Origin of the sequence: Marinobacterium marinum, from assembly GCF_013868415.1 — a bacterium.
Taxonomy (GTDB): Bacteria; Pseudomonadota; Gammaproteobacteria; order Pseudomonadales; family Balneatricaceae; genus Marinobacterium; species Marinobacterium marinum.
In genome coordinates this window covers 1068-27243 of the sequence record NZ_JACEMT010000054.1, presented here as the reverse complement: position 1 = coordinate 27243, position 26176 = coordinate 1068, and the positions used below count along the sequence as shown (strand labels likewise).

The following is a 26176-nucleotide window of genomic DNA, read 5'->3' as shown; positions in this document are numbered from 1 at the left end:
CAGCGTTACCTGAATATACAACTACACTATAAATTGATTTCCATTCTGGAAGGAGTTTGCAATGTCAAAAGGGCAATCACTACAAGACCCTTACCTTAACGTTCTGCGCAAGGAGCGAGTACCCGTATCGATCTTCCTGGTTAACGGTATCAAGCTTCAGGGGCAGATCGAGTCTTTCGATCAGTTCGTGATTCTGCTGAAAAATACTGTCAGCCAGATGGTATACAAACACGCGATTTCCACAGTAGTGCCTTCTCGTCCGGTCAAGCTGCCTGCTGCCGACGACAAGCCTGCTGAATGAGGTATTAATTGTTTTTCGAACGTCCTGAATCAGGCGAGCGTGCGATCCTCGTCCATATAGAGCTGGCCTCCGAGGCTGATCGCGAGAATCCGAGAGAACTGGAAGAGCTTGCATTGTCGGCGGGTGCGGATCCGGTTGAATTTTTGACAGGCACCCGCGCCGATCCGAGCCCGAAATTCTTTTTGGGCAAGGGCAAAGTGGCCGAACTGACTGAGCTGGTACAGGCACATGAAGCCGAGCTGGTGATTTTCAACCATGCGCTGAGCCCGGCACAGGAGCGCAACCTTGAGCGCGAGCTGCATTGTCGCGTGCTGGACCGTACGGGTCTGATTCTGGATATTTTCGCCCAGCGTGCCCGGACCCATGAAGGCAAGCTGCAGGTGGAGCTGGCGCAGCTGGAACACATCTCGACTCGATTGGTACGTGGCTGGACCCACCTTGAGCGTCAGAAGGGTGGTATCGGCTTGCGTGGCCCCGGTGAAACCCAGCTGGAAACCGACCGTCGCCTGTTGCGCGCACGTATCAAATCCATTCTCAAGCGTCTGGAAAAGGTTCGTAAACAGCGGGACCAGGGGCGTCGTGCACGTAAGCGTGCCGAGGTGCCAACGGTGTCGCTGGTCGGCTATACGAACGCGGGCAAATCAACCCTTTTTAACAGTCTGACCACCGCTGAGGTTTATGCAGCGGATCAGCTGTTCGCGACGCTTGACCCGACTCTGCGCAAGATCGAACTGGCGGATGTCGGGCAGGCGATCCTGGCCGATACGGTCGGGTTTATTCGGCACCTGCCGCACAAGCTGGTAGAGGCTTTTCGTGCCACGTTGCAGGAAACCATTGAAGCCAGTTTGTTGTTGCACGTCATCGATTGCTACGATGAAGAGCGTCTGGGCCATATTGAACAGGTCGAACAGGTGCTGGACGAGATTGGCGCCGGTGACGTACCGGTTCTGCAGGTGTACAACAAGATTGACCGCATTGAAGGCGCCGAGCCCCGTGTTGACCGGGATGAAAACGGTGTGCCCTGGCGGGTGTGGGTATCGGCTGCCACGGGTGAAGGTCTGGCATTATTGCTGGATGTGATCAGCGAGCGCCTGGGCGAGGAAATGTACCACGAGCGGATGCGATTGACGCCGACCGATGGCAATCTTCGTGCCCAGCTCTATGCTCAGGGTGCAGTGTTGCAGGAAGAGGTCGATGAGCAGGGCGACATGGTGCTGGAAGTGCGCCTGCAGATGAAAGACTTTAAACGCATTTTGAGTCGCCTGGGTATTCGGCAGGAACAATACCTGTCTGAAACGGTCGACTAGGCAGCGCCGTTAAGGCGACAATGACGAATAATCAAAACAGTTAACCAAGCGGTTTACAACGGAGAACACTATGGCCTGGAATGAGCCTGGCGGGAATGGTAACAACCATGACCCCTGGAGTGGCGGTGGCGACAACCGCGGCAAGCGTGGCGGCGGTAATGATCAGGGACCACCCGATCTCGACGAGGCGATGCGCAAGTTGCAGGATCGTCTCGGCGGCATCTTTGGGGGCGGCAAGAAGCGCGGTGGCTTTGGCGGCGATGGCGGCGGCAAGGGCGGCAGCGGCTTCTTCATAGTGCTCGTGGTATTGGCGGCCCTGTTCTGGGCCGGCATGGGGTTTTATACGGTCGACCAGCAGGAGCGTGGTATCGTACTGCGTCTGGGCAAGTACCATGATACGGTGCAGCCGGGTCTGCAGTGGAACCCGCCGCTGATTGATGAAGTGGTCAAGGTGAATACCACGCGCATTCGTACCCATGATCATCGTTCGCTGATGTTGACGGCGGATGAAAACATCGTGGATGTGGATATGACCGTGCAATATGTGGTTTCCGATCCGATGCAGTTCGCACTCAAGGTGCGCGACCCCGGCGACAGCCTGGCGCAGTCGTCCGAGTCCGCGCTGCGACACGTAGTGGGTACGTCCGAGATGCACAATATCCTGACCGAAGGGCGTGACACTTTGGCGTTGCAGGTACAGGAGCGTTTGCAGCGTTACATGGAGAACTACACCACGGGTCTGAGCATTTCCAAGGTCAACATCAAGAACGCCCAGGCTCCGCGCCAGGTGCAGGATGCGTTCGATGACGTTATCAAGGCGCGCGAGGATGAACAGCGTGCCAAGAACGAAGCCGAAGCCTATGCCAACGGTATAGTGCCGGAAGCGCGCGGCCGTGCTCAGCGCCTGCTCGAGGAAGCCAATGCCTACCGCGAGGAAGTGGTCTCCAAGGCAACGGGTGAATCCAGCCGTTTCAAGGCCCTGCTGGCGGAATACCAGAAAGCACCTGAAGTCACCCGCGAGCGTTTGTACATCGATGCCTTGCAGGAAGTACTGGCCAACACGGGCAAAGTCATGGTGGATGTCGAAGGTGGCAACAACATGATGTACCTGCCGCTGGATCGTCTGGCTGAAAAACAGCCGGTGCGTGACAGTGCGGGCCGCAGCGTTCGTCTTGACGAGAACACTCTGCGCCAGATCACCGATCAGGTGCTGGAAGAGACTCGCCAGCGTGCGCCGGCTACATCTTCAGGCCTGAGGGAGGGACGTTAATGAAACCTACATCCATGTTCGGCCTGATAGCACTGCTGCTGGTCGTAATGATCGGGTCGAAGTCGGTCTATATCGTCAAGGAAACCGAGCGGGCCATCAAACTGCGCTTTGGTGAAGTGGTGGAAGCGGATATCAAGCCGGGTCTGCACTTCAAAATTCCGTTCGTGAACACCGTGCGCAAGTTTGAAGGCCGGATCATGACGCTGGATGCGCGTCCGCAGGCGTTCTTGACTCTGGAGAAAAAGCGTCTGATCGTCGATTCCTTCATCAAGTGGCGGATCGACAATGTCGAAAAATACTATACCGCGACCTCGGGGGACGAGTTCCGTGCGGCCGACCTGCTGTCGACGCGTATCGAGACCAGTCTGCGTAACCAGTTCGGCGAGCGTACGCTGACCGAAGTGGTATCCGGTGCGCGCGAAGAGGTTATGGGTGAAGTGATTCGTGCCCTGAGTGATCTGGCTCAGACCGAGCTGGGGATCGAAGTGGTTGACGTACGTGTCAAACGCATCGATCTGCCACAGGAAGTGTCATCTTCCGTGTATGAGCGTATGCGCACCGAGCGTCTGCGTTTGGCGCGTGAGCTGCGTGCACGTGGTCGCGAGCTGGCCGAAGGCATTCGAGCTGATGCCGACCGTCAGCGTACGGTGCTGTTGGCTGATGCTTTTCGTGAAGCGGAAACGGTACGAGGTGAAGGGGATGCCCAGGCGGCCGGTATCTATGCGGAAGCCTTCCAGCGTGACCCCGAGTTCTATGCGTTTTATCGCAGCCTGAATGCCTACCGTGAGTCTTTCTCGGGCGGGGGCGACATGTTTGTACTGGATCCGAAGAGCGAATTCTTCCGCTATTTAAATAGCGCCAAAGGTACTTCTGTTACCCAATAGTGCAACGAAAACCGGGTGCCTTTGGCGCCCGGTTTCGTGGTATAGTTGATTTAACCGGGTTTGTGCCCGGTTTTTTTGTGATTCAGACCACCCGATGACAGCGGAGTTACGCATGGCCTTGGCAGATCGCTGGTTGCTGCCCGACGGAATTATGGAACTGCTGCCGCCGCAGGCGAAGCAGGTTGAACAGATGCGCCGCAAGGTGCTCGATCTCTATCATCTTTGGGGGTATGAGCTGGTAATGCCGCCCATCGCGGAGCATTTGGAGTCCTTGCTGACGGGCGTGGGTCATGATCTTGACCTGAATACGTTCAAGGTGACCGACCGTATCAGCGGCCATACGCTGGGTGTGCGTGCGGACATGACGCCTCAGGTAGCGCGCATCGATGCGCACCGGTTGCGTACGGAAGGTCCCAGCCGTCTCTGTTATTGCGGTTCGGTATTGCATACGCATCCCGCCAATATGCTGGCTTCGCGTAACCCGCTTCAGTTGGGCGCCGAACTGTATGGCCACTCGGGTCCCGACAGTGATGTGGAAGTTATCTCCCTGATGCTGGCAACATTGGATGCAGTGGGCGTGCAGGGGCGGATCAGCCTGGATCTGGGGCATGTGGGTGTGTTCAGTCAATTGATGGCGGTGGCCGATCTGGAGGCCCAGCAACAGGCGGACTATCAGGACATGCTGCAGCGCAAGGCGCTGCCCGAAATCGACCGTTTTGTCGCAACGCTGGGGCTGGCGGCACCCTTGGCCGAATGGCTGCGTGAACTGCCCCGCCTGAATGGCGGTACAGCGATTCTGGATAAGGCTCGTCAGCTGTTTGCAGCCGATGCCGAACTGATGAAGGCGGTCGATTATCTGGCCGACTTGGCGGTACGTATCGAAGCACGTTTCCCGACAGTGGATACCTATTTTGATTTGGGTGAGTTGCGCGGTTACCACTACCATACCGGTATCGTATTCGCGGCTTACACACCGAGTTTTGGTCAGGCCCTGGCCAAGGGCGGGCGCTATGACAATATCGGGCGAGATTTCGGGCGGGCACGTCCGGCGACCGGTTTCAGTGCCGACCTCAAGACTTTGATGGACCTGTCCGGCCAGTTGGTCGAGCAGGCCGAAGACGTAATACTGGCACCTGCGGGAGAGGCTCAAGACCTGCAATCCGCGATTGCCAAGCTGCGCCAGGCCGGCCAGCGTGTTGTTCAGCGTCTGGATGGCGAAACGGGTTGTGAAGGTCGCCACCGTCAGCAATTGCTGCTTGAGGGTGGCGAGTGGGTTTTGGTCGATCTTTGATCGAAAGTTTTTTGACAATTAACGAGTAATCGAGACAGCAATGGGTAAAAACGTCGTTGTTCTGGGCACCCAGTGGGGTGATGAAGGCAAGGGTAAGATCGTAGATCTGTTGACCGAGCAGGTCGCTGCCGTCGTTCGCTTCCAGGGCGGGCATAATGCGGGACATACTCTGGTAATCGATGGTGAAAAAACCGTACTTCACCTGATTCCCTCCGGTATTCTGCGTCAGAATGTGCTCTGTCTGATCGGCAACGGCGTGGTGCTCTCGCCGGATGCGCTGCTGAAAGAGATTGCCGAGCTGGAAGAGCGCGGTGTTCCTGTACGAGACCGACTGCAGCTGAGTCCGGCCTGTCCGCTGATTCTGGCCAGCCATGTTGCGCTGGACCAGGCACGGGAGTTGGCTCGTGGCAATGACAAGATCGGTACTACCGGTCGCGGCATCGGTCCGGCCTATGAAGACAAGGTGGCACGCCGTGGTCTGCGTCTGGGCGATATGGCCGATGCCGAACGTTTTGCAGTCAAGTTGAAGGAAGTACTGGAATATCACAACTTCATGCTGCAGAACTACTATAAGGTTGAGCCAATCGACTTCCAGCAGACATACGACAGCTGCATGGAAATGGCCAAGACACTGGTGCCGATGATCACCGACGTGACAGCCAAGCTGCATGAACTGCGCAAGCAGGGTGCCAGCATCATGTTTGAAGGTGCTCAGGGGTCGCTGCTGGATATCGACCACGGGACTTACCCGTACGTAACCTCCTCCAACACCACTGCAGGCGGCACTTCTACCGGTAGCGGTTTCGGCCCGCTGTACCTGGACTATATTTTGGGTATCACCAAGGCCTACACGACGCGTGTCGGGGGCGGTCCTTTCCCCACCGAGCTGCATTGTGATGTCGGTCAGCGTCTGGCTGAACGGGGCCATGAGTTCGGTGCTACAACTGGCCGTGCTCGCCGCTGCGGCTGGTTCGATGCGGTTGCACTCAAGCATGCCATTCAGATCAACTCGGTTTCAGGTATCTGCCTGACCAAGCTGGATGTACTGGATGGCCTGGAGCAGATCAACATCTGCACCGGCTATAAGGATGCGGCAGGCAATATCGTCACTTCTCTGAACGGCAGTGAAGATTACGAGGTGGTTGAGCCGGTGTATGAACAGCTGCCGGGCTGGAGCGAGTCCACTGTTGGCATGAAGAGTCTGGATGAGTTGCCGGCTAATGCCCACGCCTATATCCGCCGTCTGGAAGAGTTGGTCGAAGCGCCGATCGATATTATTTCCACCGGCCCTGACCGCAACGAGACAATCGTTCTGCGTCACCCGTTCGAGATCTAAAGAACGCCCCATGCCTCTTGTCGGTCGACAAGGGACAGAACAGCCGCAGGTGTCACTGGTTTTTGATCAGTGCCTGCGGCTTTTTTATTTTTCAGTTTTCCGTCGGTTCTCTCGAACCGTGTGAAGCGCTTGTTCAACTTGACCAGATGGTGTCTCATATCCGGCTCTGATCATTTTTGTATTTGCAGACCTTTGCTGAACGGAATGACCTTGCAGCAAAGACCTGATCTGATTTTGACTTTATGTTGTCCATTTGCCTTTCGAGCTTGGATGACAGGGCAGGACTTAGAATCAGATCAAAACATGTGTATGATAATCAATGCAATGATTGTATCCAAAACGAAACATATATTTAATTTGTAATATTATTTATCTGTTTTTATTCGAAATACTAAGTGTCGCATCCCGGATGATCACATAAGCCAAAAGCGTTATCCTTGGTTCATTGCTCGTGACGTCATGCAGCGCGCCATTGAGCAGTTCATCCAGCAAGCACAGGGAGATCAGCCGACATGATGGTATCTTTGCATAAACGGGCACGCACCACCCCCGCCATTCGTGAAGAACTGGCAGCAAGTACCAAGCCTGTCCGCGAACTGGCCCGGCAGTATGGCATCAGCGAGGCAACCGTCCGCAAGTGGCGCAGCCGTTCCAGCACGGAAGACCGCTCGCACACACCGCATCGACTGCAAACGCACCTGACACCGGCTCAGGAGGCGATCGTCGTCTACTTGCGCACACAACTGCTGCTATCTCTGGATGACCTGCTAGCGGCCGTCAAAGAATTTCTCTGCGACAAGGTATCCCGTTCTGGTCTGGACCGCTGCCTGCGCCGCCACGGGGTCAGTAACCTGAATGACCTCAAGCCCAAGGCGCCTAAACCGGCCCCCAAGACGTTCAAGGCCTATCAGCCCGGATTCTTCCATATCGACGTCAAGTACTTGCCGCAAATGGCGGATGAGACCAAGCGTCGATACTTGTTTGTGGCTATTGATCGTGCCACCCGCTGGGTCTTTGTGCAGATCCATCCGAATAAAACGGCAGCGACGGCTCGGCGTTTCCTGGACAGCCTTCAGCAGGCCACACCTATCAAGATCACGCATATCTTGACGGACAACGGTAAGGAATTTACCGACCGCCTGTTTCACTCAAAAGCGCGAGATCCCAGCGGCAATCATGAGTTCGACCGCCTCTGCTCTGACTTGGGGATTGAGCACCGCCTGACCAAGCCCAGAACGCCCCAAACCAATGGCATGGTGGAGCGTTTCAACGGGCGTATAGCCGATGTGCTTAAGACCCACCACTTCGATAGCCGTGAAGATCTGGAGCAAACCTTGCTACGCTATGTGCATTTATATAATCATCAACTGCCGCAGTCCGCGCTGAAGTCCAGGCCGCCCATTATGGCGATGAAGGAGTGGTACAAAACCCACCCAGAGCTTTTTAGCAAGCGTCCTTATAACCATACGGGACGTGACAGCGATGCGTTGTCGGAAGATCGTCAGCGTGACCCGCGCATCCGGGCATCGGCACAGTATCGGTTTTGACCGGGTTCATTACTGTAGGCGTAAGACGAAAAAAGCCGCATTCATGATGCGGCTTTTTTATTGTAACCAACAGCTGCTAATCAGCGCAGTGCTTCGGCCGTTGCCGGGTGCAGAGTGCGCAGCAGGGCCTTGAGGATCTTGGTGTTGCCGGAAACCAGGTTGCCGTGTTCGCTGTACTTGTTGCCGCCGGAGAAGTCGCCCACCAGGCCGCCCGCTTCGCGGATCAGCAGCAGGCCGGCAGACAGTTCGGTCTGGCTCAGACCGATCTGGTAGAAGCCGTCCAGACGGCCGGCAGCGGTATAGGCCAGGCTGAGAACCGGCGAGCCATTGCTGTGCAGCGTGGCACCTGCCTGCATGACCTGCTGCATCATGCGTGCGTGTGACTCCATCCAAGGCTTGTCACTGTGACGCGCATGGTATCCCGTGCCGATGACGGCCCCTTCCAGTGATGTGCGGTTGCTGACGCGCAGTCGCTTACCGTTCAGCTGTGCTCCCTTGCCACGGCTGGCGGTGAACTCTTCGCCGAACATCGGATTCAGAATGACGCAGTGTTCCGCCTTGCCGTTGACATATCCGGTGAGGCTCAGGGCAAACATCGGCAGGGCATTGGAAAAGTTGGTCAGGCTGTCCAGAGGGCTGATATGCCACTCGCAGTTACCGGGGCCTTCGCCAATAGCCGGGTGCTGTCCGCTGTATTCGCCGATAAGGCTGTGCTGCGGATAGGCTTTCTGAATGCTGTTAACGAGGGTGCGTTCGGCCTGAATGCAGAGCTCACTGATGAACTTTGCGACATCGGCCTGTTCGGATTTGATCAGGTCCAGGCGTTCAAGCCCGCGTGAAACCTGTTCGCCTGCGAGCCGGGCCGCGCGCAGGGCAATATTAACCATTGGTTGCATCAGTGTAGGTGTCCAGTTTTCATGGTTGTCAAAGGTCTATTGTAGCTCAGACGGCCGCCGCGCTGAACAGGTGGTCTGCATCTCAATCATGTTCTGATAGAATATCGGACTTTTGACGGCGTTACTCCATGTCTGAACATATTCGTATTGTACTGGTGAACACCACGCATCCCGGCAATATCGGGGGTGTGGCCCGAGCCATGAAAAACATGGGACTGAGTGACCTTTGCCTGGTAAGTCCCAAACTGTTCCCGCACCCTGACGCCGATGCGCGTGCCTCGGGGGCGACTGATGTGCTTGAGTCTGCACAGGTCGTTGCATCGATAGACGAGGCCCTTGCCGATTGTGAGCTGGTGTTCGGTACCAGTGCACGCGAGCGGCATATCCCCTGGCCGCTGGTCGATCCGCGTGAGCTGGCTGCAATTGCTGCCCCGCTCAAGGGCAAGGCGAAGGTTGCGATCATGTTTGGTCGCGAAGATCGCGGCCTGACCAATGAGGAACTGCAGCGCTGTCATCATCATGTACATATCCCGGCAGTTGAAAGTTTCAGTTCACTGAATATCGCGGCAGCGGTTCAGGTGATCAGTTACGAGTTGCGCATGGCCGAATTGGCCGATCAGGCCGGTGAAAAACCGCAGTGGGGCACCCAGTGGGATATCGAACTGGCGGAGCAGCGTGAACTGGAGCTGATGTTTGAGCATCTGGAACGAACGCTGGTCAAAATCGACTTTCTTGATCCCGACAACCCGCGCCAGTTGATGCCGCGCTTGCGTCGTCTGTTGCAGCGTGCCGTGCCCGATAAGGTTGAAGTGAATGTGCTGCGTGGCATCCTGAAAGCGGTTGAGCGCAAAATGGAATCTGCAGAAAAGAATGGGAACGATCATGTTTAAGCAGATACGTGAAGATATTGCGTCCGTTTTTCATCGTGACCCGGCGGCGCGCAACACCTTTGAAGTGTTGACGACCTATCCGGGCCTGCATGCTATCTGGTTTCACCGCCTTGCCAATGCGTTCTGGCGCCGCAATTTCAAATGGCTGGCGCGTACGCTGTCCAACCTGGCACGCTGGTTTACCGGTATTGAAATCCATCCGGGGGCTACAATCGGGCGGCGCTTTTTCATCGACCACGGTATGGGAGTGGTGATCGGTGAAACGGCTGAAATTGGCGACGATGTCACTCTGTATCATGGCGTGACGTTGGGGGGGACGACCTGGAACAAAGGTAAGCGCCACCCGACACTGGGCGATAATGTGGTCTGTGGTGCCGGTGCCAAGGTGCTGGGACCGATTACAATTGGTGCCGGCGCTCGTGTGGGATCAAATGCGGTCGTGACGCGAGATGTGCCGGAAGAGGCCACTGTGGTTGGCATACCGGGGCGGATCATCAAGCGTCAGCCTGAAGAGGTCACGCCGGAAGAGCAGAAGCGTCGCGAAATGGCCGATAAGGTCGGGTTTGATGCCTATGCGGTAACACGTGAGGTGTCCGACCCGGTTGCGCATGCAATTCGGTGCCTGCTTGATCACATACAGGCGATGGATCATAAGGTTGAAACCATGGGCAAGGTCCTGTGCGAATTAAAACCAAACTATTGTGATGAGCAGCTGCCGGAATTGAAGTCTTCGGATTTCGAGGCGGCGGTTGATGATGCCGGTAGTGTCTTGTCCGGTGATGCGGCAGTCGAAGAGGTTGCTGCATCATCGGGCGCAGCGAAAGACCGAGGGAACGAGTCGGTTAAATAGTTGACTGAATTAGTAGGGAATCGCATAATGTGCACATGCTGTAGAGCGTGAGTATGAGGAATACTATGCGATTGACAACAAAAGGGCGATATGCCGTGACAGCGATGCTGGATCTGGCGCTGCATGATGGCAAAGGGCCGATCAGTCTGGCTGATATTTCCGAGCGTCAGGGCATTTCGTTGTCCTACCTGGAGCAGCTGTTTGCCAAGCTGCGTCGCAACGAATTGGTGCGTAGTGTACGTGGTCCGGGTGGCGGTTATCAGCTGAAACGCGAGCAGGCCAGCATCAAGGTGGCGGAGGTCATCGACGCGGTGAACGAGTCGGTCGATGCGACCGGTTGCCAACACAGTGGTAACTGTCAGGGTGGCGAGGTTTGCCTGACGCATCACTTGTGGTGTGACCTGAGTGAGCAGATTCACAGCTTCCTGAGCAGTATCAGTCTGGCCGACCTGGTTGAGCGACGTGATGTGCAGGAAGTGGCTGGTCGTCAGCAGCGTCAGGTGGAGCAGCTGATCGCCAGTAGTACAGAACAACCAGTGAGCCCTAAGGTCGCTGTGTAGAGTTTTTTTGGAGAGAGATGATGAAACTGCCGATCTACCTAGATTACGCCGCAACAACACCGGTTGACCCTCGAGTAGCAGACCTGATGATGCAGTGTCTGACTCCCGACGGTAACTTTGGTAACCCGGCTTCACGTTCGCATCTGTTTGGCTGGAAAGCCGAAGAAGCGGTGGAAGCTGCACGTCGACAGGTGGCCGATTTGCTGGGGGCCGATCCCCGCGAGATCGTTTGGACTTCCGGTGCTACGGAATCCGATAACCTGGCGATCAAGGGTGTGGCGCACTTCTACAGCAAGAAGGGCAAGCACATCATCACCTCCAAGATCGAGCACAAGGCTGTATTGGATCCCTGTCGTCAGCTGGAGCGTGAAGGCTTTGAAGTGACCTACCTGGAACCGGACAGTGATGGTCTGATTACGGCTCAGCAGGTGACTGATGCTCTGCGCGAAGACACCATCCTGGTATCGCTGATGCACGTGAACAACGAAATCGGTACCGTGACGGATATTGCGGCCATTGGTGAAGTTACGCGCGCCAACGGTGTGCTGTTTCATGTGGATGCGGCACAGAGTGCTGGCAAGTTGCCAATCGATCTGAATGAAATGAAAGTTGATCTCATGTCCGTGTGCGCACACAAGATCTATGGTCCCAAAGGTGTGGGTGCGCTGTATGTGCGCCGCAAGCCGCGTGTACGTCTGGAAGCTTTGATTCATGGTGGCGGTCATGAGCGCGGCATGCGTTCGGGTACCTTGCCGACCCATCAGATTGTCGGTATGGGCGAGGCCTTCCGGATCGCGGGCGAGGAAATGGCGGCTGAAACGGCGCGTCTGGAAGCGCTGCGTCAGCGTCTGTGGGATGGTGTTCAGGATATGGAAGAGGTGCATCTGAACGGTTCTGCCGAGCACAATGTACCGGGTGTTTTGAATATCAGCTTCGCTTTTGTCGAAGGTGAGTCGCTGCTGATGTCGATCAAGGATCTGGCAGTGTCTTCGGGTTCTGCCTGTACATCGGCCAGCCTGGAGCCGTCCTATGTGCTGCGTGCGCTGGGCCTGAATGACGAACTGGCGCACAGTTCCATCCGTTTTTCTCTGGGTCGCTTTACGACCGAGGAAGAGGTGGACTACGCCATCGAACAGGTCCGCAATGCGGTCAGTAAGTTGCGTGAACTGTCGCCGCTTTGGGATATGTATAAAGACGGTGTAGATCTGAGCAAGGTTGAGTGGGTCCACCACTAAGGTCCCGAAGACGTTTTGGAGGTTTATCATGGCTTATAGTGAACAGGTTATTGATCATTACGAAAATCCGCGCAATGTCGGTAAAATGGATGCGGATGATGCGAACGTCGGTACCGGTATGGTCGGTGCTCCGGCCTGTGGCGACGTGATGCGTCTGCAGATCAAGGTAAGTGATGAAGGCGTTATTGAAGATGCGCGCTTCAAGACCTATGGCTGTGGTTCGGCCATCGCGTCCAGCTCCCTGGTGACCGAGTGGGTCAAGGGGATGACTCTGGATCAGGCATCTGAGTTGAAAAACTCTCAGATCGCTGAAGAGCTGGCGTTACCGCCGGTGAAAATCCACTGCTCGGTATTGGCAGAGGATGCGATCAAGGCTGCGGTTGACGATTACCGCAAGAAACAGCAGAAGTGACACCGTAGCGGGGGCCTGGCCCCCGCGAATGGGGTAATTATGGCAATTAGCATGACACAGGCCGCGATTGACCATGTCGCGCGCTATCTTGAAAAACGCGGGCACGGTGAGGGCATTCGTCTTGGCGTCAGGACCTCGGGCTGCTCGGGCATGGCCTATGTGCTTGAGTTTGTTGATACGAGCGAAGCAGATGACCAGGTGTTCGAATTCGGGGGTGTCAAGGTAGTGATCGACCCCAAAAGCCTGGCTTATCTCGACGGAACTGAGCTGGACTTTGTTCGCGAAGGTTTGAATGAAGGGTTCAAGTTCAGCAACCCGAATGTACGCAGCGAGTGCGGCTGTGGTGAAAGTTTTAACATTTAACAAGCGTTGCAGTCAGTGAGGCCGGTTGATGGATATTACGCGTAACTACTTCGAATTTCTCGGCCTGCCAGTCGATTTCGAGGTGGATCAAACCCGGCTTGGCGAACGTTACCGCGAACTGCAAAAGCAGGTCCACCCGGATAGACATTCACATCAGTCTGATCGAGAACAACGCTTGGCCGAGCAGTATGCGGCCTATCTGAACGAAGCGCTGACGACTTTGAAGTCGCCGCTGAAACGCGCGCAGTACCTGCTGTCCCTGAACGGGATTGATACCTTGTCCGATTCCCGTGCACAGCTGGACCCCATGTTCCTGATGGAGCAGATGGAACTGCGTGAACGTGCGGCCGAGGCTGCCAATCACGCCGATCCCGAGGCCGAAATGGATGCCTTGCAGGCGCATGTTGGCCATGAGCTGAACCGCTTGCAGGAGGCCTTTTCAGCGGCCTGGCAGGCGAGCCGGATGGACGATGCGGAAGTGCTGGTGCGTAAAATGCAGTTTGCCTGCAAGCTGCAGCAGGATATCGAAGCGCTGGAAGACAGACTGTTCGACGATTAACGGAAGTTCTATGGCATTACTGCAAATAGCTGAGCCCGGACAAAGCCCGGAGCCGCATGCGCGTAAGCTCGCGGTGGGTATTGATTTGGGTACCACCAATTCACTGGTTGCAACGGTGCGCAGTGGCGAAGCGGTGACGCTGGCTGATGAAGGCGGTCGTCACCTGCTCCCTTCTGTTGTGCGTTACCGTGAAGGGCTGCCCCCTTGTGTTGGTGGCGAGGCGCTGGCTCAGGCATCGCAAGACCCTTATAACACGATACTGTCGGTCAAGCGGCTGATGGGGCGTGGTGTTGACGACATCAAGGGATTGGGCGATGAGCTGCCGTATCGCTTTACGATCTCCGAGTCGGCAATGCCCTATCTGCAGACGGCTGCCGGTGATAAGAGCCCGGTGGAAGTGTCCGCTGATATTTTATCGACTCTGGCCGAGCGTGCGCGTGCCTCTTTGGGGGGCGAGCTTGAGGGTGTCGTCATTACGGTGCCGGCCTATTTTGATGACGCTCAGCGTCAGGCAACCAAGGATGCGGCTCAGTTGGCCGGTCTGAAAGTGCTGCGCCTGTTGAATGAGCCGACCGCGGCGGCCGTTGCCTATGGCCTGGACCAGCAGGAAGAAGGTGTCATCGCGGTTTATGACCTGGGCGGCGGCACCTTTGATATCTCCATTCTGCGTTTGAATCGAGGTGTATTCGAGGTGCTGGCTACCGGTGGGGATACGGCGCTGGGTGGTGATGATTTTGACCGCCTTTTGGCCGAGAATCTGTTGCTGCAGTCCGGTTTGGGAGATGCGCTTGATGCGTCTTCTGCACGTGCCTTGACGACACTGGCGCGTCGTATCAAGGAGCGCTTGACGGACGAGCCCCAGGTCACCGAAGTAGTATGTCTGGGTGGTCGAGAATTCAGCGTCGATGTCAGTCGAGAACATTTCGATGCCCTGATTCAGTCGCTGATCAAGCGCACCTTGAGAACCTGTCGCCGTGCCCTGAAGGACGCCGGCGTGGCAGCGGACGAAGTGGCCGAAGTGGTCATGGTAGGCGGATCGACCCGAGTGCCGCTGGTGCGTACATCGGTTGGCGAATTCTTCGGTCGTACGCCGCATATCGATATCGATCCTGATCGCGTGGTAGCTATAGGTGCAGCCCTGCAGGCGGATGTTCTGGTCGGTAACAAGCCGGACAGCGATATGCTGCTACTGGACGTGATTCCGTTGTCGCTGGGGCTGGAAACCATGGGTGGACTGGTCGAAAAGATTATCCATCGCAATACGGTGATCCCGGTTGCGCGAGCACAGGAATTTACGACTTATCAGGACGGCCAGACGGCTATGGTGATCCATGTTGTTCAGGGCGAGCGTGAGCTGGTTCAGGACTGCCGTTCTTTGGCGCGTTTCCTGTTGCGTGACATTCCGCCGATGGCGGCCGGAGCGGCCAAGGTTCGAGTGGCTTTCCAGGTCGATGCCGATGGGTTGTTGAATGTGTCTGCGGAAGAGTTATCCACAGGTGCCCGAAGCAGTATCCAGGTCAAGCCTTCGTATGGTCTCAGCGATGATGAGATTACGCGCATGCTGAAAGAATCCTACAGCCATGCGAACGAAGATCTTGAGGCACGCAGCCTGCGTGAGCAGCAGGTGGAGGCCGAGCGTATCATCTCGGCCCTGCAAGCGGCGATATTGCAGGATGGTGAGCTGTTGACGACTGATGAGCATCAGTTGCTGGAGCAGGCAATTGCGACCTTGGAAGCGACGCTGGGAAGTGATGACCCTCGTGCGATCGAGAAGGGTGTGGAAACTCTGGCTCAGGCCAGTGACTTTTTTGCCTCGCGACGTATGGATCAGAGCATTTCGCGTGCGCTGTCGGGTCATTCGATTGAAGATATTGATAAGGAGGCGCGTTAATGCCCCAGGTTATTTTTCTGCCCCATGAAGAGCTTTGTCCCGAGGGCAAGGTCGTTGAAGCGCAGGCGGGGGTGTCGATCTGTGATCTGGCGCTGGCCAACGGTATTGAGATCGAGCATGCCTGTGAAAAATCCTGTGCCTGCACAACCTGTCATGTCATCGTGCGTGAAGGTTATGATTCTCTGAATGAAGCGGATGAACTGGAAGACGATATGCTGGACAAGGCCTGGGGACTTGAGCCCGAGTCGCGTCTCAGCTGTCAGGCACTGGTTGATGACCAGGATCTGGTCGTCGAGATTCCGAAATATACGATCAACCAGGTATCAGAACAGCACTGAGGTGAAATATGGGCTTGAAATGGGTAGATGTGCACGATATCGCCATTGAGCTGTATGAGGCCTATCCGGACGTGAACCCGCTGCAGATCAGTTTTCCGGATCTGTACAGCCGGGTGCTGGAGCTGGATGAGTTCGACGATGATCCGGATCATTGCGGCGAAAAAGTGCTTGAAGCGATCCAGATGGCCTGGATTGAAGAGGCGGAATAAAAGGATGAAAGCCCGGACGCATCGCCGGGCTTTTTCGCTTTATAGAGTTGTCTGTTCAGCTTATAGTGCTTTGCGTATAATATTGCGCCTTATTGACCTGTAGCACTATTGATTGGGGAATATACCTATGGCAGTTGAACGTACACTTTCTATCATCAAGCCCGACGCTGTTGCTAAAAACGTGATCGGTGAAATCGAAAGCCGCTTTGAAAAAGCGGGCCTGAAAATTGTTGCAATGCAGATGAAGCAGCTGAGCCAGGCTGATGCTGAAGGCTTCTACGCTGAACATAAAGAGCGTCCTTTCTTCGCAGATCTGGTTGCTTTCATGACGTCTGGTCCTGTTGTTGTACAGGTTCTGGAAGGTGAAAACGCGATCGCTCAGAACCGCGAGCTGATGGGTGCTACCAACCCGCAGGAAGCGGCTGAAGGTACGATCCGTCGTGACTTCGCTGAATCCATCGATGCCAACGCTGTACACGGTTCTGACTCTGCTGCATCTGCGGCACGTGAAATCGCCTACTTCTTCGGCGCCTGATCCGTACCGGGCCGCCTGTTCCGGGCGGCCTGTCATTCTAAACGAGTAATTCTACGATATGTCTGAGACCCCATCCAAAATCAACCTTCTGGGTCTGTCTCCGGCCAAGCTGGAAGCCTTTTTCGATGAGCTGGGCGAGAAGCGTTTTCGCGCGACTCAGGTGCTCAAGTGGCTGCACCAGCAGGGCGCCTCCAGTTTTGATGAGATGACCAATATCAGCAAGACCCTGCGTGCCAAACTGGCCGAGGTGGCTGAAATTCGCGAGCCGGAAATCTTGCTGGATAAAACGTCCCGGGATGGTACCCGTAAATGGGTTATTCGCATGGATGGCGGTTCTGCTATCGAGATGGTTCTGATACCTGAAGGCGACCGTCGCACGCTCTGCGTATCGTCACAGGTCGGCTGTTCGCTGGACTGCAGCTTCTGCTCCACCGGCAAGCAAGGCTACAATCGCAATCTGTCTACGGCAGAAATTATTGCCCAGCTGCGTGTGGCCATTCGGGCTTATGGTCCCTTTGACCCAAATGAACGTCGCGTCAGCAATGTGGTGTTCATGGGGATGGGTGAGCCGCTGATGAATTTTGATAACGTTGTCGATGCCATCCAGTTAATGATGGATGACAACGGTTATGGTCTGTCCAAGCGCCGTGTAACCCTGAGTACTTCGGGGGTCGTGCCAGCGCTGGATAAGCTGCGTGAAGTCAGTGACGTATCACTGGCCATTTCGCTGCATGCGGCCAACAATGATCTGCGTGACGAATTGGTGCCAATCAATAAACGTTACCCGATTGATGAGCTGATTGCTGCGTGCAAGCGCTACCTGGAAGGCCTGAATGACAAGCGTGTGATTACGGTGGAATACACCCTGATCGAAGGTGTGAATGACCAGCCGCAACATGCACGTGAATTGGTTCAGGTCTTGCGTCAGGTACCCTGCAAACTGAATCTTATTCCGTTTAACCCTTTCCCGAACTCGGGCTATCGACGTCCCAGTGAAGAGGCGATACAGCGCTTCAAGGATATTATGATTCGGGCCTCAATTATCACGACTGTTCGACGTACCCGTGGTGATGATGTGGATGCCGCCTGTGGACAGCTTGTCGGGCAGGTTGAAGACCGTACCCGTCGTAGCCAAAAATACATTCCTGTGGTACAAGAGGAGCCTGTTCACGGAAAGACTGAAAGGGTTTAAGGGGGAAGCGTGAAAGGCTCCAGCTTGGTTTCGCTGCTGCTTGCGGCTGCGTTGTTGTCCGGCTGTGCATCACAGTCGGGATATTCCGGTGGTACGCAGGGTTCAGAATCACAAGAGGCGGTTGAAGCCTATACCGGGCTTGGAGTGCAGTATCTGCAAGCAGGTAATACGGCGCAGGCCAAAGCATCCCTGCAGCGTGCGCTGTCCATCGATTCGGATTATCCACCGGCCTATAATGCAATGGCGCTGGTGTTCCAGGTAGAGCAGGAATTTAAGCTCGCCGAGAAATACTTCCGTAAGGGTGTGTCTGCCAACCCGGATTCGGCGATGTTGCATAATAATTTTGGTGCCTTTCTGTTTGCCCTTCAGCGCTACGAGGAAGCTTGTGTCGAGCTATCCCTGGCGGCGCGTGATCCCTTTTATCCACAGCGTGCCCAGACGCTTGAAAACCTGGGGCGCTGCAATCAGTTGATTGGCCGTGCTGGCAAGGCAGAAGAGTCGTTCAAGCGCTCGTTGGCGATTGACGGCAATCGTCCGGTCGCATTGGTCGAGCTGTCCCAGCTTCTGCTGGATCGTGGCGAGTATGTTCAGGCCAGCCGCTATTTTGCCCGCTTCGGGCGGCTGATTGAGCAGAAGCAGGTCGAGCATTATCCGAAAAGCCTGTGGGTCGGCATTCAGCTGTCACGTCAGGAACGTAATGCTTCCCGCGCGGCAACCTATGGGTTGTTGTTGAAAAACATGTTCCCCCAATCTGAGGAATACCGGCTCTATCAGGAGAGTGCCCAGTGAGCGATGAAAATGAAGTGACCGTTTCTCCGGTCGTTTTTTCTGGTCAGGCATTCTCTGAAGCACGTGAAGCCTTGGGGTTGAGTGTCGAGCAGGTCGCTCGGCAGCTCCACTTTTCCGAAAATATCATTGAGACCATTGAAAAGGGCCATTTGGATCAGTTCAAGGACCCGGTGTTTTCGCGTGGTTATATCCGCACTTATGCCCGCTTTCTTAAGCTGGATGCCGATGCTTGGGTGGAGCGCTATAACCAGCATACAGGGAATGTTGCTACGACTGCTCAGGTCCGTGCAATTGGCAGTGTCTCCACTGTTCCCGGCCGTCGACAGGGACACCCTGTCCTGAAGGTGGGGAGTTGGCTGTTTGTGTTGGCACTGGTTGCGGCAAGTATTTGGTGGTGGCAGACCCAGTTCGGTTTTGATGTCAGTGAGCGGGCCGCGGTGGATGATCAGCCCGTATCAGTTGAAACCAGTGATGGTACAACCCTGATGCTGCCACAGCTGAGTGATGAGGAAAGCGAGAAGCCGCTGGCTGAAACGCCTGCGGTCGGATCGGCGCTCGAACAGGCAACAGAGCCGGATGAGATAATGGCCCCGCTGGGTGATTCGGCCGTGGCCGAGCCAGTCAGTGTTGACGCGGCTCTGGAAACGGATGCAGAGGCTCCGGTGCAGGCTGATGTAACGGAAGCGGCCTCGACTGCCGATGTGAAGGCTGTCGAACCCTTGTTGCCGCCGGGTCTGAATATCAGCTTTGCGGACGATTGCTGGTTGAGCGTGAAAGATGCTCATGGACGCTCGTTGTATAGCGGTGTCGCCAAAGGGGGGAGTTCACTGGAGCTTGAGGGCGATGAGCCGTTGGCAGTGGTGATCGGGCGAGTGGATGCTGTTGCCAGTATCAGTTATGCCGACACGTCGATCGATCTGGCTTCGATCGCCAAGAATAATGTGGCCCGCTTGCGCCTTCCGCAGTAAACCCATATTTGTTTTGACAGGAAAAGCGACGTTTTGACAAAGATTAAAGCCATTCGTGGCATGAATGACATTCTGCCGGACCAGACACCGGTCTGGCAGTATCTGGAAGCAACCATCAAACGCGTGGTGAGTGCTTACGGGTACTCCGAGATCCGCATGCCGATTGTCGAACAGACCGATCTGTTCAAACGCTCTATCGGTGAAGTGACGGATATCGTCGAAAAGGAAATGTATACCTTTGACGACCGCAATGGTGAAAGCCTGACGCTGCGTCCCGAAGGGACGGCCTGCTGTGTACGTGCCGGTGAAGAGCATGGTCTGTTGTATAACCAGACGCAGCGTTTCTGGTATCAGGGGCCGATGTTTCGGTATGAAAAACCGCAGAAGGGGCGCTATCGCCAGTTCCACCAGGTGGGCGTGGAAGCATTTGGCATGGCGGGACCCGATGTCGATGCCGAGCTGATTCTGCTGACGGCGGCGCTATGGCGCGAGTTGGGTATGAGCGACGCGGTAACGCTGCAGTTGAACTCTTTGGGCAGTAACCAGGCGCGTGCGGAGTACCGTGATGCTCTGGTGGCTTATCTGAAAGAGCATTTTGACCAGCTGGATGAAGACAGTCAGCGTCGTTTGGAAAGCAACCCGCTGCGCGTGCTTGACAGCAAGAATGAAGCAACTCGAGTAGTGTTGGAAAAAGCCCCGATTCTGACCGACTACCTGGACGAGGAATCGGCCAACGATTTTCGTCAGTTGTGTGAAATGCTGGATGCGGCAGGTGTTCATTATGAAGTGAACCCCTACCTGGTGAGGGGGTTGGACTATTACTGCAAGACCGTCTTTGAATGGGTCACCGAGGAACTTGGGGCTCAGGGTACGGTCTGTGCCGGTGGTCGTTACGATGGTCTGGTGCAACAACTGGGTGGCAAGCCGACCACTGCGGTGGGATTTGCCATGGGAATCGAGCGTCTGATCCTGCTGTTGGAAACACTGGGGCTGGTGCCTGAGTCGGCGCGTCAGACATTTGATCTGTACCTGGCGGCCGAGCATAAGGGAATCCAGTCCGACGTTGTGCTGTTGGCCGAGCAGTTGCGTGCTGCAGTACCGGGACTGCGTGTTCGGGTGCATTGCGCGGGCTTGAAAAACATTGCGACCAAAGCGCGCCAGACTGGAGCGCAAGCTATTGTGCTGGTTAAAAAGACTGAAGACGGTGGCCTGAAGGGGTCGCTTTGGTGTCATGATGAAACCGAATATGATCTGCAGCCCGAGCCGTTGGCCGAGCGTCTGCGGATGCTGTTTGATAACTAAATTCACAGCGAATAAACGATAATCAGGAGTCTGAGCGTGGCTGAATTGCGAACGGAAGAAGAACAGCTGCAGGCGATGAAAGCCTGGTGGCAGGAAAACGGCAAGTCGCTGATTCTGGGTGTTGGTTTGGCGATCGCTCTGGTGTTGGGCTGGCAGGGCTGGCAGGCACGTCAGGAACAGCAGGCAGCGGCGGCGTCGGCACTGTACCAGAATTTGACGGAGGCGGCGCAGCTGCAGTCCGTGAGTGCGGATGACGACGGTCAGTATGCGACGGTGCAGCACTTGGCTGATCAGCTCAAAACGGATTTTTCGGGTACAACCTATGCGCGCTATGCCGGGCTGATACTGGCGGCTGTACATGTGCAGCATGAGGCCTTTGCCGAAGCGCAAACTGAGCTGGAGTGGGTGTTGTCCGCATCCAAGGATATGGATAGCATCAAGCGTGTCGCTACCTTGCGCAAGGCGGCGCTGATGCAGCAGCAGGGCGAAGCCGAGGCGGCTGTAACTCTGATCCAGGGTCTGGATGCGGGCTCCTTCGAGGCTGAAAAGCAGGAGCTTTTGGGGGATCTGTACCAGTCGCTGGGGCAGGTCGAGCAGGCGCGAGGTGCCTATGATGCAGCGCTGTCCGCAGCAGGTGGCGAGGCCGGAAGGCCGCTGCTGAAGATCAAGCGTGATGACTTGATCGGGGTGAACTCATGATCGGAACCGGGCGCAAAATGAGAACGCTGCTCGCGGCGGCTGTTATTGGCGGCAGTCTGTCCGGTTGTGGCATGTTCGGCTCCGAGCAGCAAAACGAGCCGGCTGAGCTGATTGCTTTTGAGCAGGAGCAAACACTGGAGCTGCTGTGGAGCCTTAATATCGGCGGCAGTTTGGGCGAGCAGTATCACCAGTTGGTGCCTTCTATCGATGGTGATCGCATTTTTGCCGTCAGTGCGGATGGTGAAGTGCTGGCGGCGAATCGCGAGAGCGGTAGCGTGGCATGGAGACGCTCGCTGGATAGCGCCGTGGTAGGTGGTGTTGGAGCCGGCAACGGGCTGGTCGTAGTGTCGACCCTGAAAGGCGAAGTACTGGCACTGTCGACAGATGACGGCAGTGATCTGTGGCGCTATCAGGCATCGTCGGAAGTGCTTGCTCAACCGCAAATGAATGCGGACATGCTGGTGATACAGCAACTGGACGGGAAGCTGGTGGCACTGGATCTGATTACCGGACGTCAGCTATGGAGTTACGATAGTCAGATTCCGCGCTTGAGCCTGCGGGGCACGGCGGCTCCGGTAGTGGCTGCAGATCTGACCCTGGCCGGGTTTGCCAACGGCAAGTTGATCGCGATTGAAAACAGCAGTGGTCGGCCGGTCTGGGAGCAGCGTGTGGCGCTTGCCGAAGGGCGTTCAGAACTGGAGCGCATCATTGATATTGATGCGCAGCCACTGGTGTACAACCGTCTGGTCTATGCAACCAGCTATCAGGGACGGCTGGCTGCGGTTAATCCAGCCAATGGCCAGTTGATCTGGGCGCAGGAACTGTCCAGCTACCGTGGCCTGGCAGGCGGCTTCGGTAACGTATATGCCGTGACTGAAGGTGATGGTCTGGTGGCATATGATGCGCGCAACAGTGCCAGCGTCTGGCGTCAGGATGGCTTGTTGAATCGCCGTCTGACAACACCGGCTGTACTGGGCAACAGTGTGGTTGTTGCAGACAGTGAGGGTTACTTGCATGCGGTATCTCAGATTGACGGCCACTTTACGGCGCGCCGCAAACTGGGGTCGTCCGGTGTGCAGAGTGATCTGTTGGTAAAAGATGATGTACTCTACGTGCTGAGTGATGATGGCCGCCTGGCCGCATTGAAACTGCAATAAGTACAATTGAATTATCTCCACGGCGGCCTCTGTGATTGCAGAGTGCCGCCGTGTTGTTTCCAGGTGAAATCCTATGTTACCCGTAATCGCTTTGGTGGGTCGGCCCAATGTTGGCAAATCGACCCTGTTCAACCGGCTGACTCGCTCGCGTGATGCGCTGGTCGCCGATTTGCCGGGTCTGACCCGAGATCGTAAATACGGAGAAGGACGCGTCGATGAATGTGACTATATCGTCATCGATACGGGAGGGATTTCCGGAGATGAGGCCGGTATTGATCAACGCATGGCAGAACAGTCTCTGTTAGCGATTGATGAAGCCGATATCGTTTTGTTTCTGGTAGATGGCCGTGCCGGCCTGAACCCGGCTGACGAGATGATTGCCGATCATTTGCGACGTAATGGCAAGGAATGCTGGTTGGTTGTCAACAAGACCGATGGGCTTGATCCGGATACGGCCATGGCCGATTTCCATGCATTGGGGATTGGTGAGCCGGTTGCGATTGCGGCGGCGCATGGACGTGGGGTGACAACCCTGATGGAGGAAGTGCTGGCGCCCTATATGCCGGATGAGGATATGTTGGCGGAGGACTTGGATGACAAGGGGCCGGACGACAATATCCGTATTGCCATTATCGGGCGGCCCAATGTCGGCAAGTCGACCCTGGTTAACCGTATGCTGGGTGAAGATCGAGTTGTGGTCTATGACCAGGCAGGGACAACCCGAGACAGTATCTACATTCCCTATGAGCGTGATGAACAGGCTTATACGCTGATTGATACGGCGGGTGTGCGTCGGCGCAAGCATATTACGGAAGCAGTGGAAAAATTCTCTATCGTCAAAACCCTGCAGGCGATCAAGGATGCCAATGTTGTTATCAGCGTGATTGACGCCAGTGAAGGGGTAACCGAGCAGGATCTCAGTATGCTGGGATTCGTAATCGATTCGGGCCGTGCCTTGGTGGTGGCGCTTAACAAATGGGATGGCATGACGTCTGAGAAGCGTGAGCATGTGAAATCTCAGGTCGAGCGCCGTTTGGAGTTTGCGTCGTTTGCGCGCTTTCACTTTATCTCGGCGCTGCATGGCTCAGGGGTGGGGGATTTGTATGCTTCAGTGAACGAAGCCTATGATTGTGCCATGGCCAAGTGGTCGACCAACCAGTTGACGCGTTTGCTTGAAGATGTGGTTGCCGATCATCAGCCTCCGGCGATCAATAACCGCCGTATCAAGCTGCGTTATGCTCACCAGGGCGGCTCCAATCCGCCGATCATTGTGGTACATGGTAATCAGACGGCGGCTTTGCCTGGCTCCTATAAGCGGTATTTGGAAAATCGTTTTATTCGCTACCTCAAGGTACGGGGAACGCCGATTCGGTTCGAATTCAAAACCAGCGACAACCCCTTTGCGGGACGTCGGAATACCCTGACACCCCGTCAGCAGGCCAAGAAGGAACGTAACCGTCAGCACATCAAGACGATGAAGCAAAAGGCCAAGAAAAAGGCAAAGCGCTGAGATGACTGATGTGCATACTGGCGAACTCGAAGCCGCAATCGGAGTGTTTGATTCGGGAGTAGGAGGACTCACGGTCCTGAATGCTCTGCGTGAAGCTCTGCCGAATGAGAATCTGGTGTACCTGGGCGATACAGCCCGGGTTCCCTATGGCACCAAGAGTGCGGTTTCGGTTATGCGTTATGCCGAGCAGGCGGTTAGAGCTCTGCAGGCGAGGCGGATCAAGGCGGTTGTGATCGCCTGCAACACGGCCTCGGCCATGGCCCTGGAGCATTTACAAAAGTGCTACCCGAGCATTCCCGTGTTGGGTGTGATTGAACCGGGGGCGCAGGCCGCATGCCAGACGACTCGGCGCAAGCACATTGGCGTGATCGCTACTGAAAGTACAACTAACAACCAGGCTTACCAGAAGGCGATCCTGGAATTGATGCCTGATGCGCGAGTTCAAGCGCAGGCTTGTTCCTTGTTTGTTGCTTTGGCCGAAGAGGGTTGGCATCAGGGAGAACTGGTTGAGCAAATTATTGCCAAGTGTCTGTCGCCATTGCTGGAAAAAAATGGCGTAGAGGAGCAGTTGGATACGCTGGTGCTCGGATGTACCCACTTTCCGACACTGAGTGCGGCTATTGCGACTGTGGTCGGAGAAAGCGTGACGCTGGTGGATTCGGCAGCGACGACAGCGAAAGCGGTCAAGGCCCGACTGGCGGATGAGCATCTGTTGAATCCGCAGCTGGTGGCAGGGCAGCTGAACTTTCTGGTCACCGATGGGCCGGAACGGTTTGCGCGAGTAGCAAACAACTTCTTTAATGAAGCAATAGCACCTGCCAGTGTTGAGTTGATCGATATTCAGCATTTTTCGGCAGCGGACGAATAAAGTGTAAAAAGGGTGTTGACACCCGTTCAGGGATCAGTAGAATACGCCTCCTCGATTGAGACAACAGCGTTCGCGAAACACTGAAGACTCTTGAAAGAAGGAAATAAATTCTTGAAATCATTTAGATTTCTGATGTAGAATTTGCCTCCTTGATTCAACCGGTTCGTTGTGAAGTGCTTCGGCACTGAAATAAAAAAAACGAAAATAAAGGTTGACATCGAAATCAGGCGTAGTAAGATATGCGCCTCGCTTGAGACAACAGGTCGCACAGAACGGTGCGGTTGCCAAGCCCGCTCTTTAACAAATTGATCAGGTAATATGTGTGGGCGCTTGTCAGGATTGAGCACACAAAGCTTAATCAAGGCAAGCAACCTAACTGAATATTCATTTAGCGTTGTGTAATACCTTGAGCCGAGTCCGAGGGATCATTCCTCCCTCTTAATGTGACTCACAAAGATTTGAACTGAAGAGTTTGATCATGGCTCAGATTGAACGCTGGCGGCAGGCCTAACACATGCAAGTCGAGCGGTAACAGAACTAGCTTGCTAGTTGCTGACGAGCGGCGGACGGGTGAGTAACGCGTGGGAATCTGCCTGGTAGTGGGGGACAACAGTCGGAAACGACTGCTAATACCGCATACGCCCTTCGGGGGAAAGTAGGGGATCTTCGGACCTTACGCTATCAGATGAGCCCGCGTCGGATTAGCTTGTTGGTGAGGTAATGGCTCACCAAGGCGATGATCCGTAGCTGGTCTGAGAGGATGATCAGCCACACTGGGACTGAGACACGGCCCAGACTCCTACGGGAGGCAGCAGTGGGGAATATTGGACAATGGGGGCAACCCTGATCCAGCCATGCCGCGTGTGTGAAGAAGGCCTTCGGGTTGTAAAGCACTTTCAGATGTGAGGAAAGGTATGTGGTTAATACCCGCATACTGTGACGTTAACATCAGAAGAAGCACCGGCTAACTCCGTGCCAGCAGCCGCGGTAATACGGAGGGTGCAAGCGTTAATCGGA

27 protein-coding genes and 1 rRNA gene (1 of these 28 running past the window's edge) are annotated in these 26176 nt (G+C 55.5%); 27 read left to right on the top strand and 1 reads right to left on the bottom strand.

The window, feature by feature from the left end; genetic code table 11:
* Positions 1-61 precede the first annotated feature (61 nt).
* The 7 genes from hfq to H1S06_RS14200 all read left to right on the top strand — a co-directional run bounded on the left by hfq (position 62) and on the right by H1S06_RS14200 (position 7936).
* Positions 62-301, top strand: a complete 240-nt coding sequence (gene hfq / locus H1S06_RS14230) for an RNA chaperone Hfq (protein ID WP_181741367.1) — start codon at positions 62-64, stop codon at positions 299-301.
* An 8-nt stretch (positions 302-309) separates the two neighbouring features.
* Positions 310-1608: a ribosome rescue GTPase HflX gene (hflX, locus tag H1S06_RS14225; protein ID WP_181741366.1), complete on the top strand. Its 1299-nt coding sequence runs from the start codon at positions 310-312 to the stop codon at positions 1606-1608.
* A gap of 70 nt (positions 1609-1678) precedes the next feature.
* On the top strand, positions 1679-2878 hold the full coding sequence (hflK, locus tag H1S06_RS14220; RefSeq protein ID WP_181741365.1) for an FtsH protease activity modulator HflK: 1200 nt from the start codon (positions 1679-1681) through the stop codon (positions 2876-2878).
* Positions 2878-3762, top strand: coding sequence for a protease modulator HflC (gene hflC, locus H1S06_RS14215; protein ID WP_181741364.1), 885 nt, complete (start codon positions 2878-2880; stop codon positions 3760-3762). The genes hflK and hflC overlap by 1 nt, the downstream gene beginning before the upstream one ends.
* Positions 3763-3874: 112 nt before the next feature.
* The gene (locus H1S06_RS14210) at positions 3875-5053 is read left to right on the top strand and encodes an ATP phosphoribosyltransferase regulatory subunit (RefSeq protein ID WP_181741363.1); all 1179 of its coding nucleotides are present in this window, start codon (positions 3875-3877) and stop codon (positions 5051-5053) included.
* 40 nt (positions 5054-5093) lie between these two features.
* Positions 5094-6389 (top strand): adenylosuccinate synthase, encoded by a 1296-nt coding sequence (locus tag H1S06_RS14205; RefSeq protein ID WP_181741362.1) that lies wholly within the window; start codon positions 5094-5096, stop codon positions 6387-6389.
* Between the two features lie 512 nt (positions 6390-6901).
* Positions 6902-7936, top strand: coding sequence for an IS481 family transposase (locus tag H1S06_RS14200; RefSeq protein WP_255483127.1), 1035 nt, complete (start codon positions 6902-6904; stop codon positions 7934-7936).
* Positions 7937-8016: 80 nt separating this feature from the next.
* Here H1S06_RS14200 and H1S06_RS14195 read toward each other — a convergent pair whose 3' ends face one another.
* Complete coding sequence (locus H1S06_RS14195; RefSeq protein ID WP_255483118.1) at positions 8017-8832, bottom strand: inositol monophosphatase family protein; 816 nt, start codon at positions 8830-8832, stop codon at positions 8017-8019.
* A gap of 128 nt (positions 8833-8960) precedes the next feature.
* On the opposite strand from H1S06_RS14195, the gene H1S06_RS14190 reads away from it, so the two are divergent.
* From H1S06_RS14190 to H1S06_RS14095, 20 genes are all read left to right on the top strand, one after another.
* Entirely contained in the window at positions 8961-9722 is a 762-nt protein-coding gene (locus tag H1S06_RS14190; protein ID WP_181741361.1) for an RNA methyltransferase, read from the top strand.
* Positions 9715-10572 carry a serine O-acetyltransferase gene (cysE, locus tag H1S06_RS14185; protein ID WP_181741360.1) on the top strand — a complete coding sequence of 286 codons (858 nt, stop codon included), beginning with the start codon at positions 9715-9717 and terminating at the stop codon, positions 10570-10572. The genes H1S06_RS14190 and cysE overlap by 8 nt, the downstream gene beginning before the upstream one ends.
* Before the next feature lie 65 nt (positions 10573-10637).
* Positions 10638-11132, top strand: coding sequence for a Fe-S cluster assembly transcriptional regulator IscR (gene iscR / locus H1S06_RS14180; protein WP_181741359.1), 495 nt, complete (start codon positions 10638-10640; stop codon positions 11130-11132).
* A gap of 20 nt (positions 11133-11152) precedes the next feature.
* Positions 11153-12367 carry an IscS subfamily cysteine desulfurase gene (locus H1S06_RS14175; RefSeq protein WP_181741358.1) on the top strand — a complete coding sequence of 405 codons (1215 nt, stop codon included), beginning with the start codon at positions 11153-11155 and terminating at the stop codon, positions 12365-12367.
* Between the two features lie 28 nt (positions 12368-12395).
* Positions 12396-12779, top strand: a complete 384-nt coding sequence (iscU, locus tag H1S06_RS14170; protein WP_181741357.1) for a Fe-S cluster assembly scaffold IscU — start codon at positions 12396-12398, stop codon at positions 12777-12779.
* 39 nt (positions 12780-12818) lie between these two features.
* Complete coding sequence (iscA, locus tag H1S06_RS14165) at positions 12819-13142, top strand: iron-sulfur cluster assembly protein IscA (protein WP_181741356.1); 324 nt, start codon at positions 12819-12821, stop codon at positions 13140-13142.
* A gap of 28 nt (positions 13143-13170) precedes the next feature.
* The gene (gene hscB / locus H1S06_RS14160; protein ID WP_181741355.1) at positions 13171-13701 is read left to right on the top strand and encodes a Fe-S protein assembly co-chaperone HscB; all 531 of its coding nucleotides are present in this window, start codon (positions 13171-13173) and stop codon (positions 13699-13701) included.
* 10 nt (positions 13702-13711) lie between these two features.
* Positions 13712-15592, top strand: coding sequence for a Fe-S protein assembly chaperone HscA (hscA, locus tag H1S06_RS14155; protein ID WP_181741354.1), 1881 nt, complete (start codon positions 13712-13714; stop codon positions 15590-15592).
* Positions 15592-15930, top strand: a complete 339-nt coding sequence (gene fdx, locus H1S06_RS14150; RefSeq protein WP_181741353.1) for an ISC system 2Fe-2S type ferredoxin — start codon at positions 15592-15594, stop codon at positions 15928-15930. The genes hscA and fdx overlap by 1 nt, the downstream gene beginning before the upstream one ends.
* An 8-nt stretch (positions 15931-15938) precedes the next feature.
* Complete coding sequence (iscX, locus tag H1S06_RS14145; RefSeq protein WP_181741352.1) at positions 15939-16139, top strand: Fe-S cluster assembly protein IscX; 201 nt, start codon at positions 15939-15941, stop codon at positions 16137-16139.
* Between the two features lie 127 nt (positions 16140-16266).
* Positions 16267-16674, top strand: a complete 408-nt coding sequence (gene ndk, locus H1S06_RS14140; protein ID WP_181741350.1) for a nucleoside-diphosphate kinase — start codon at positions 16267-16269, stop codon at positions 16672-16674.
* Positions 16675-16732: 58 nt separating this feature from the next.
* Positions 16733-17866: a 23S rRNA (adenine(2503)-C(2))-methyltransferase RlmN gene (gene rlmN / locus H1S06_RS14135; RefSeq protein ID WP_181741348.1), complete on the top strand. Its 1134-nt coding sequence runs from the start codon at positions 16733-16735 to the stop codon at positions 17864-17866.
* Between the two features lie 9 nt (positions 17867-17875).
* Complete coding sequence (gene pilW / locus H1S06_RS14130) at positions 17876-18655, top strand: type IV pilus biogenesis/stability protein PilW (RefSeq protein WP_328515352.1); 780 nt, start codon at positions 17876-17878, stop codon at positions 18653-18655.
* Positions 18652-19623 (top strand): RodZ domain-containing protein, encoded by a 972-nt coding sequence (locus H1S06_RS15745; protein ID WP_181741346.1) that lies wholly within the window; start codon positions 18652-18654, stop codon positions 19621-19623. The genes pilW and H1S06_RS15745 overlap by 4 nt, the downstream gene beginning before the upstream one ends.
* 60 nt (positions 19624-19683) lie before the next feature.
* Positions 19684-20925: a histidine--tRNA ligase gene (gene hisS, locus H1S06_RS14120; protein ID WP_220183904.1), complete on the top strand. Its 1242-nt coding sequence runs from the start codon at positions 19684-19686 to the stop codon at positions 20923-20925.
* A gap of 36 nt (positions 20926-20961) precedes the next feature.
* Complete coding sequence (locus H1S06_RS14115; protein WP_181741342.1) at positions 20962-21624, top strand: YfgM family protein; 663 nt, start codon at positions 20962-20964, stop codon at positions 21622-21624.
* 17 nt (positions 21625-21641) lie between these two features.
* On the top strand, positions 21642-22781 hold the full coding sequence (bamB, locus tag H1S06_RS14110; RefSeq protein WP_181741339.1) for an outer membrane protein assembly factor BamB: 1140 nt from the start codon (positions 21642-21644) through the stop codon (positions 22779-22781).
* Positions 22782-22854: 73 nt separating this feature from the next.
* The gene (gene der, locus H1S06_RS14105; protein WP_181741337.1) at positions 22855-24291 is read left to right on the top strand and encodes a ribosome biogenesis GTPase Der; all 1437 of its coding nucleotides are present in this window, start codon (positions 22855-22857) and stop codon (positions 24289-24291) included.
* Position 24292: 1 nt separating this feature from the next.
* Positions 24293-25159 carry a glutamate racemase gene (gene murI, locus H1S06_RS14100; RefSeq protein ID WP_181741335.1) on the top strand — a complete coding sequence of 289 codons (867 nt, stop codon included), beginning with the start codon at positions 24293-24295 and terminating at the stop codon, positions 25157-25159.
* A gap of 460 nt (positions 25160-25619) precedes the next feature.
* Positions 25620-26176: ribosomal RNA gene (locus H1S06_RS14095) — 16S ribosomal RNA — on the top strand (it continues 1019 nt past the right edge of the window).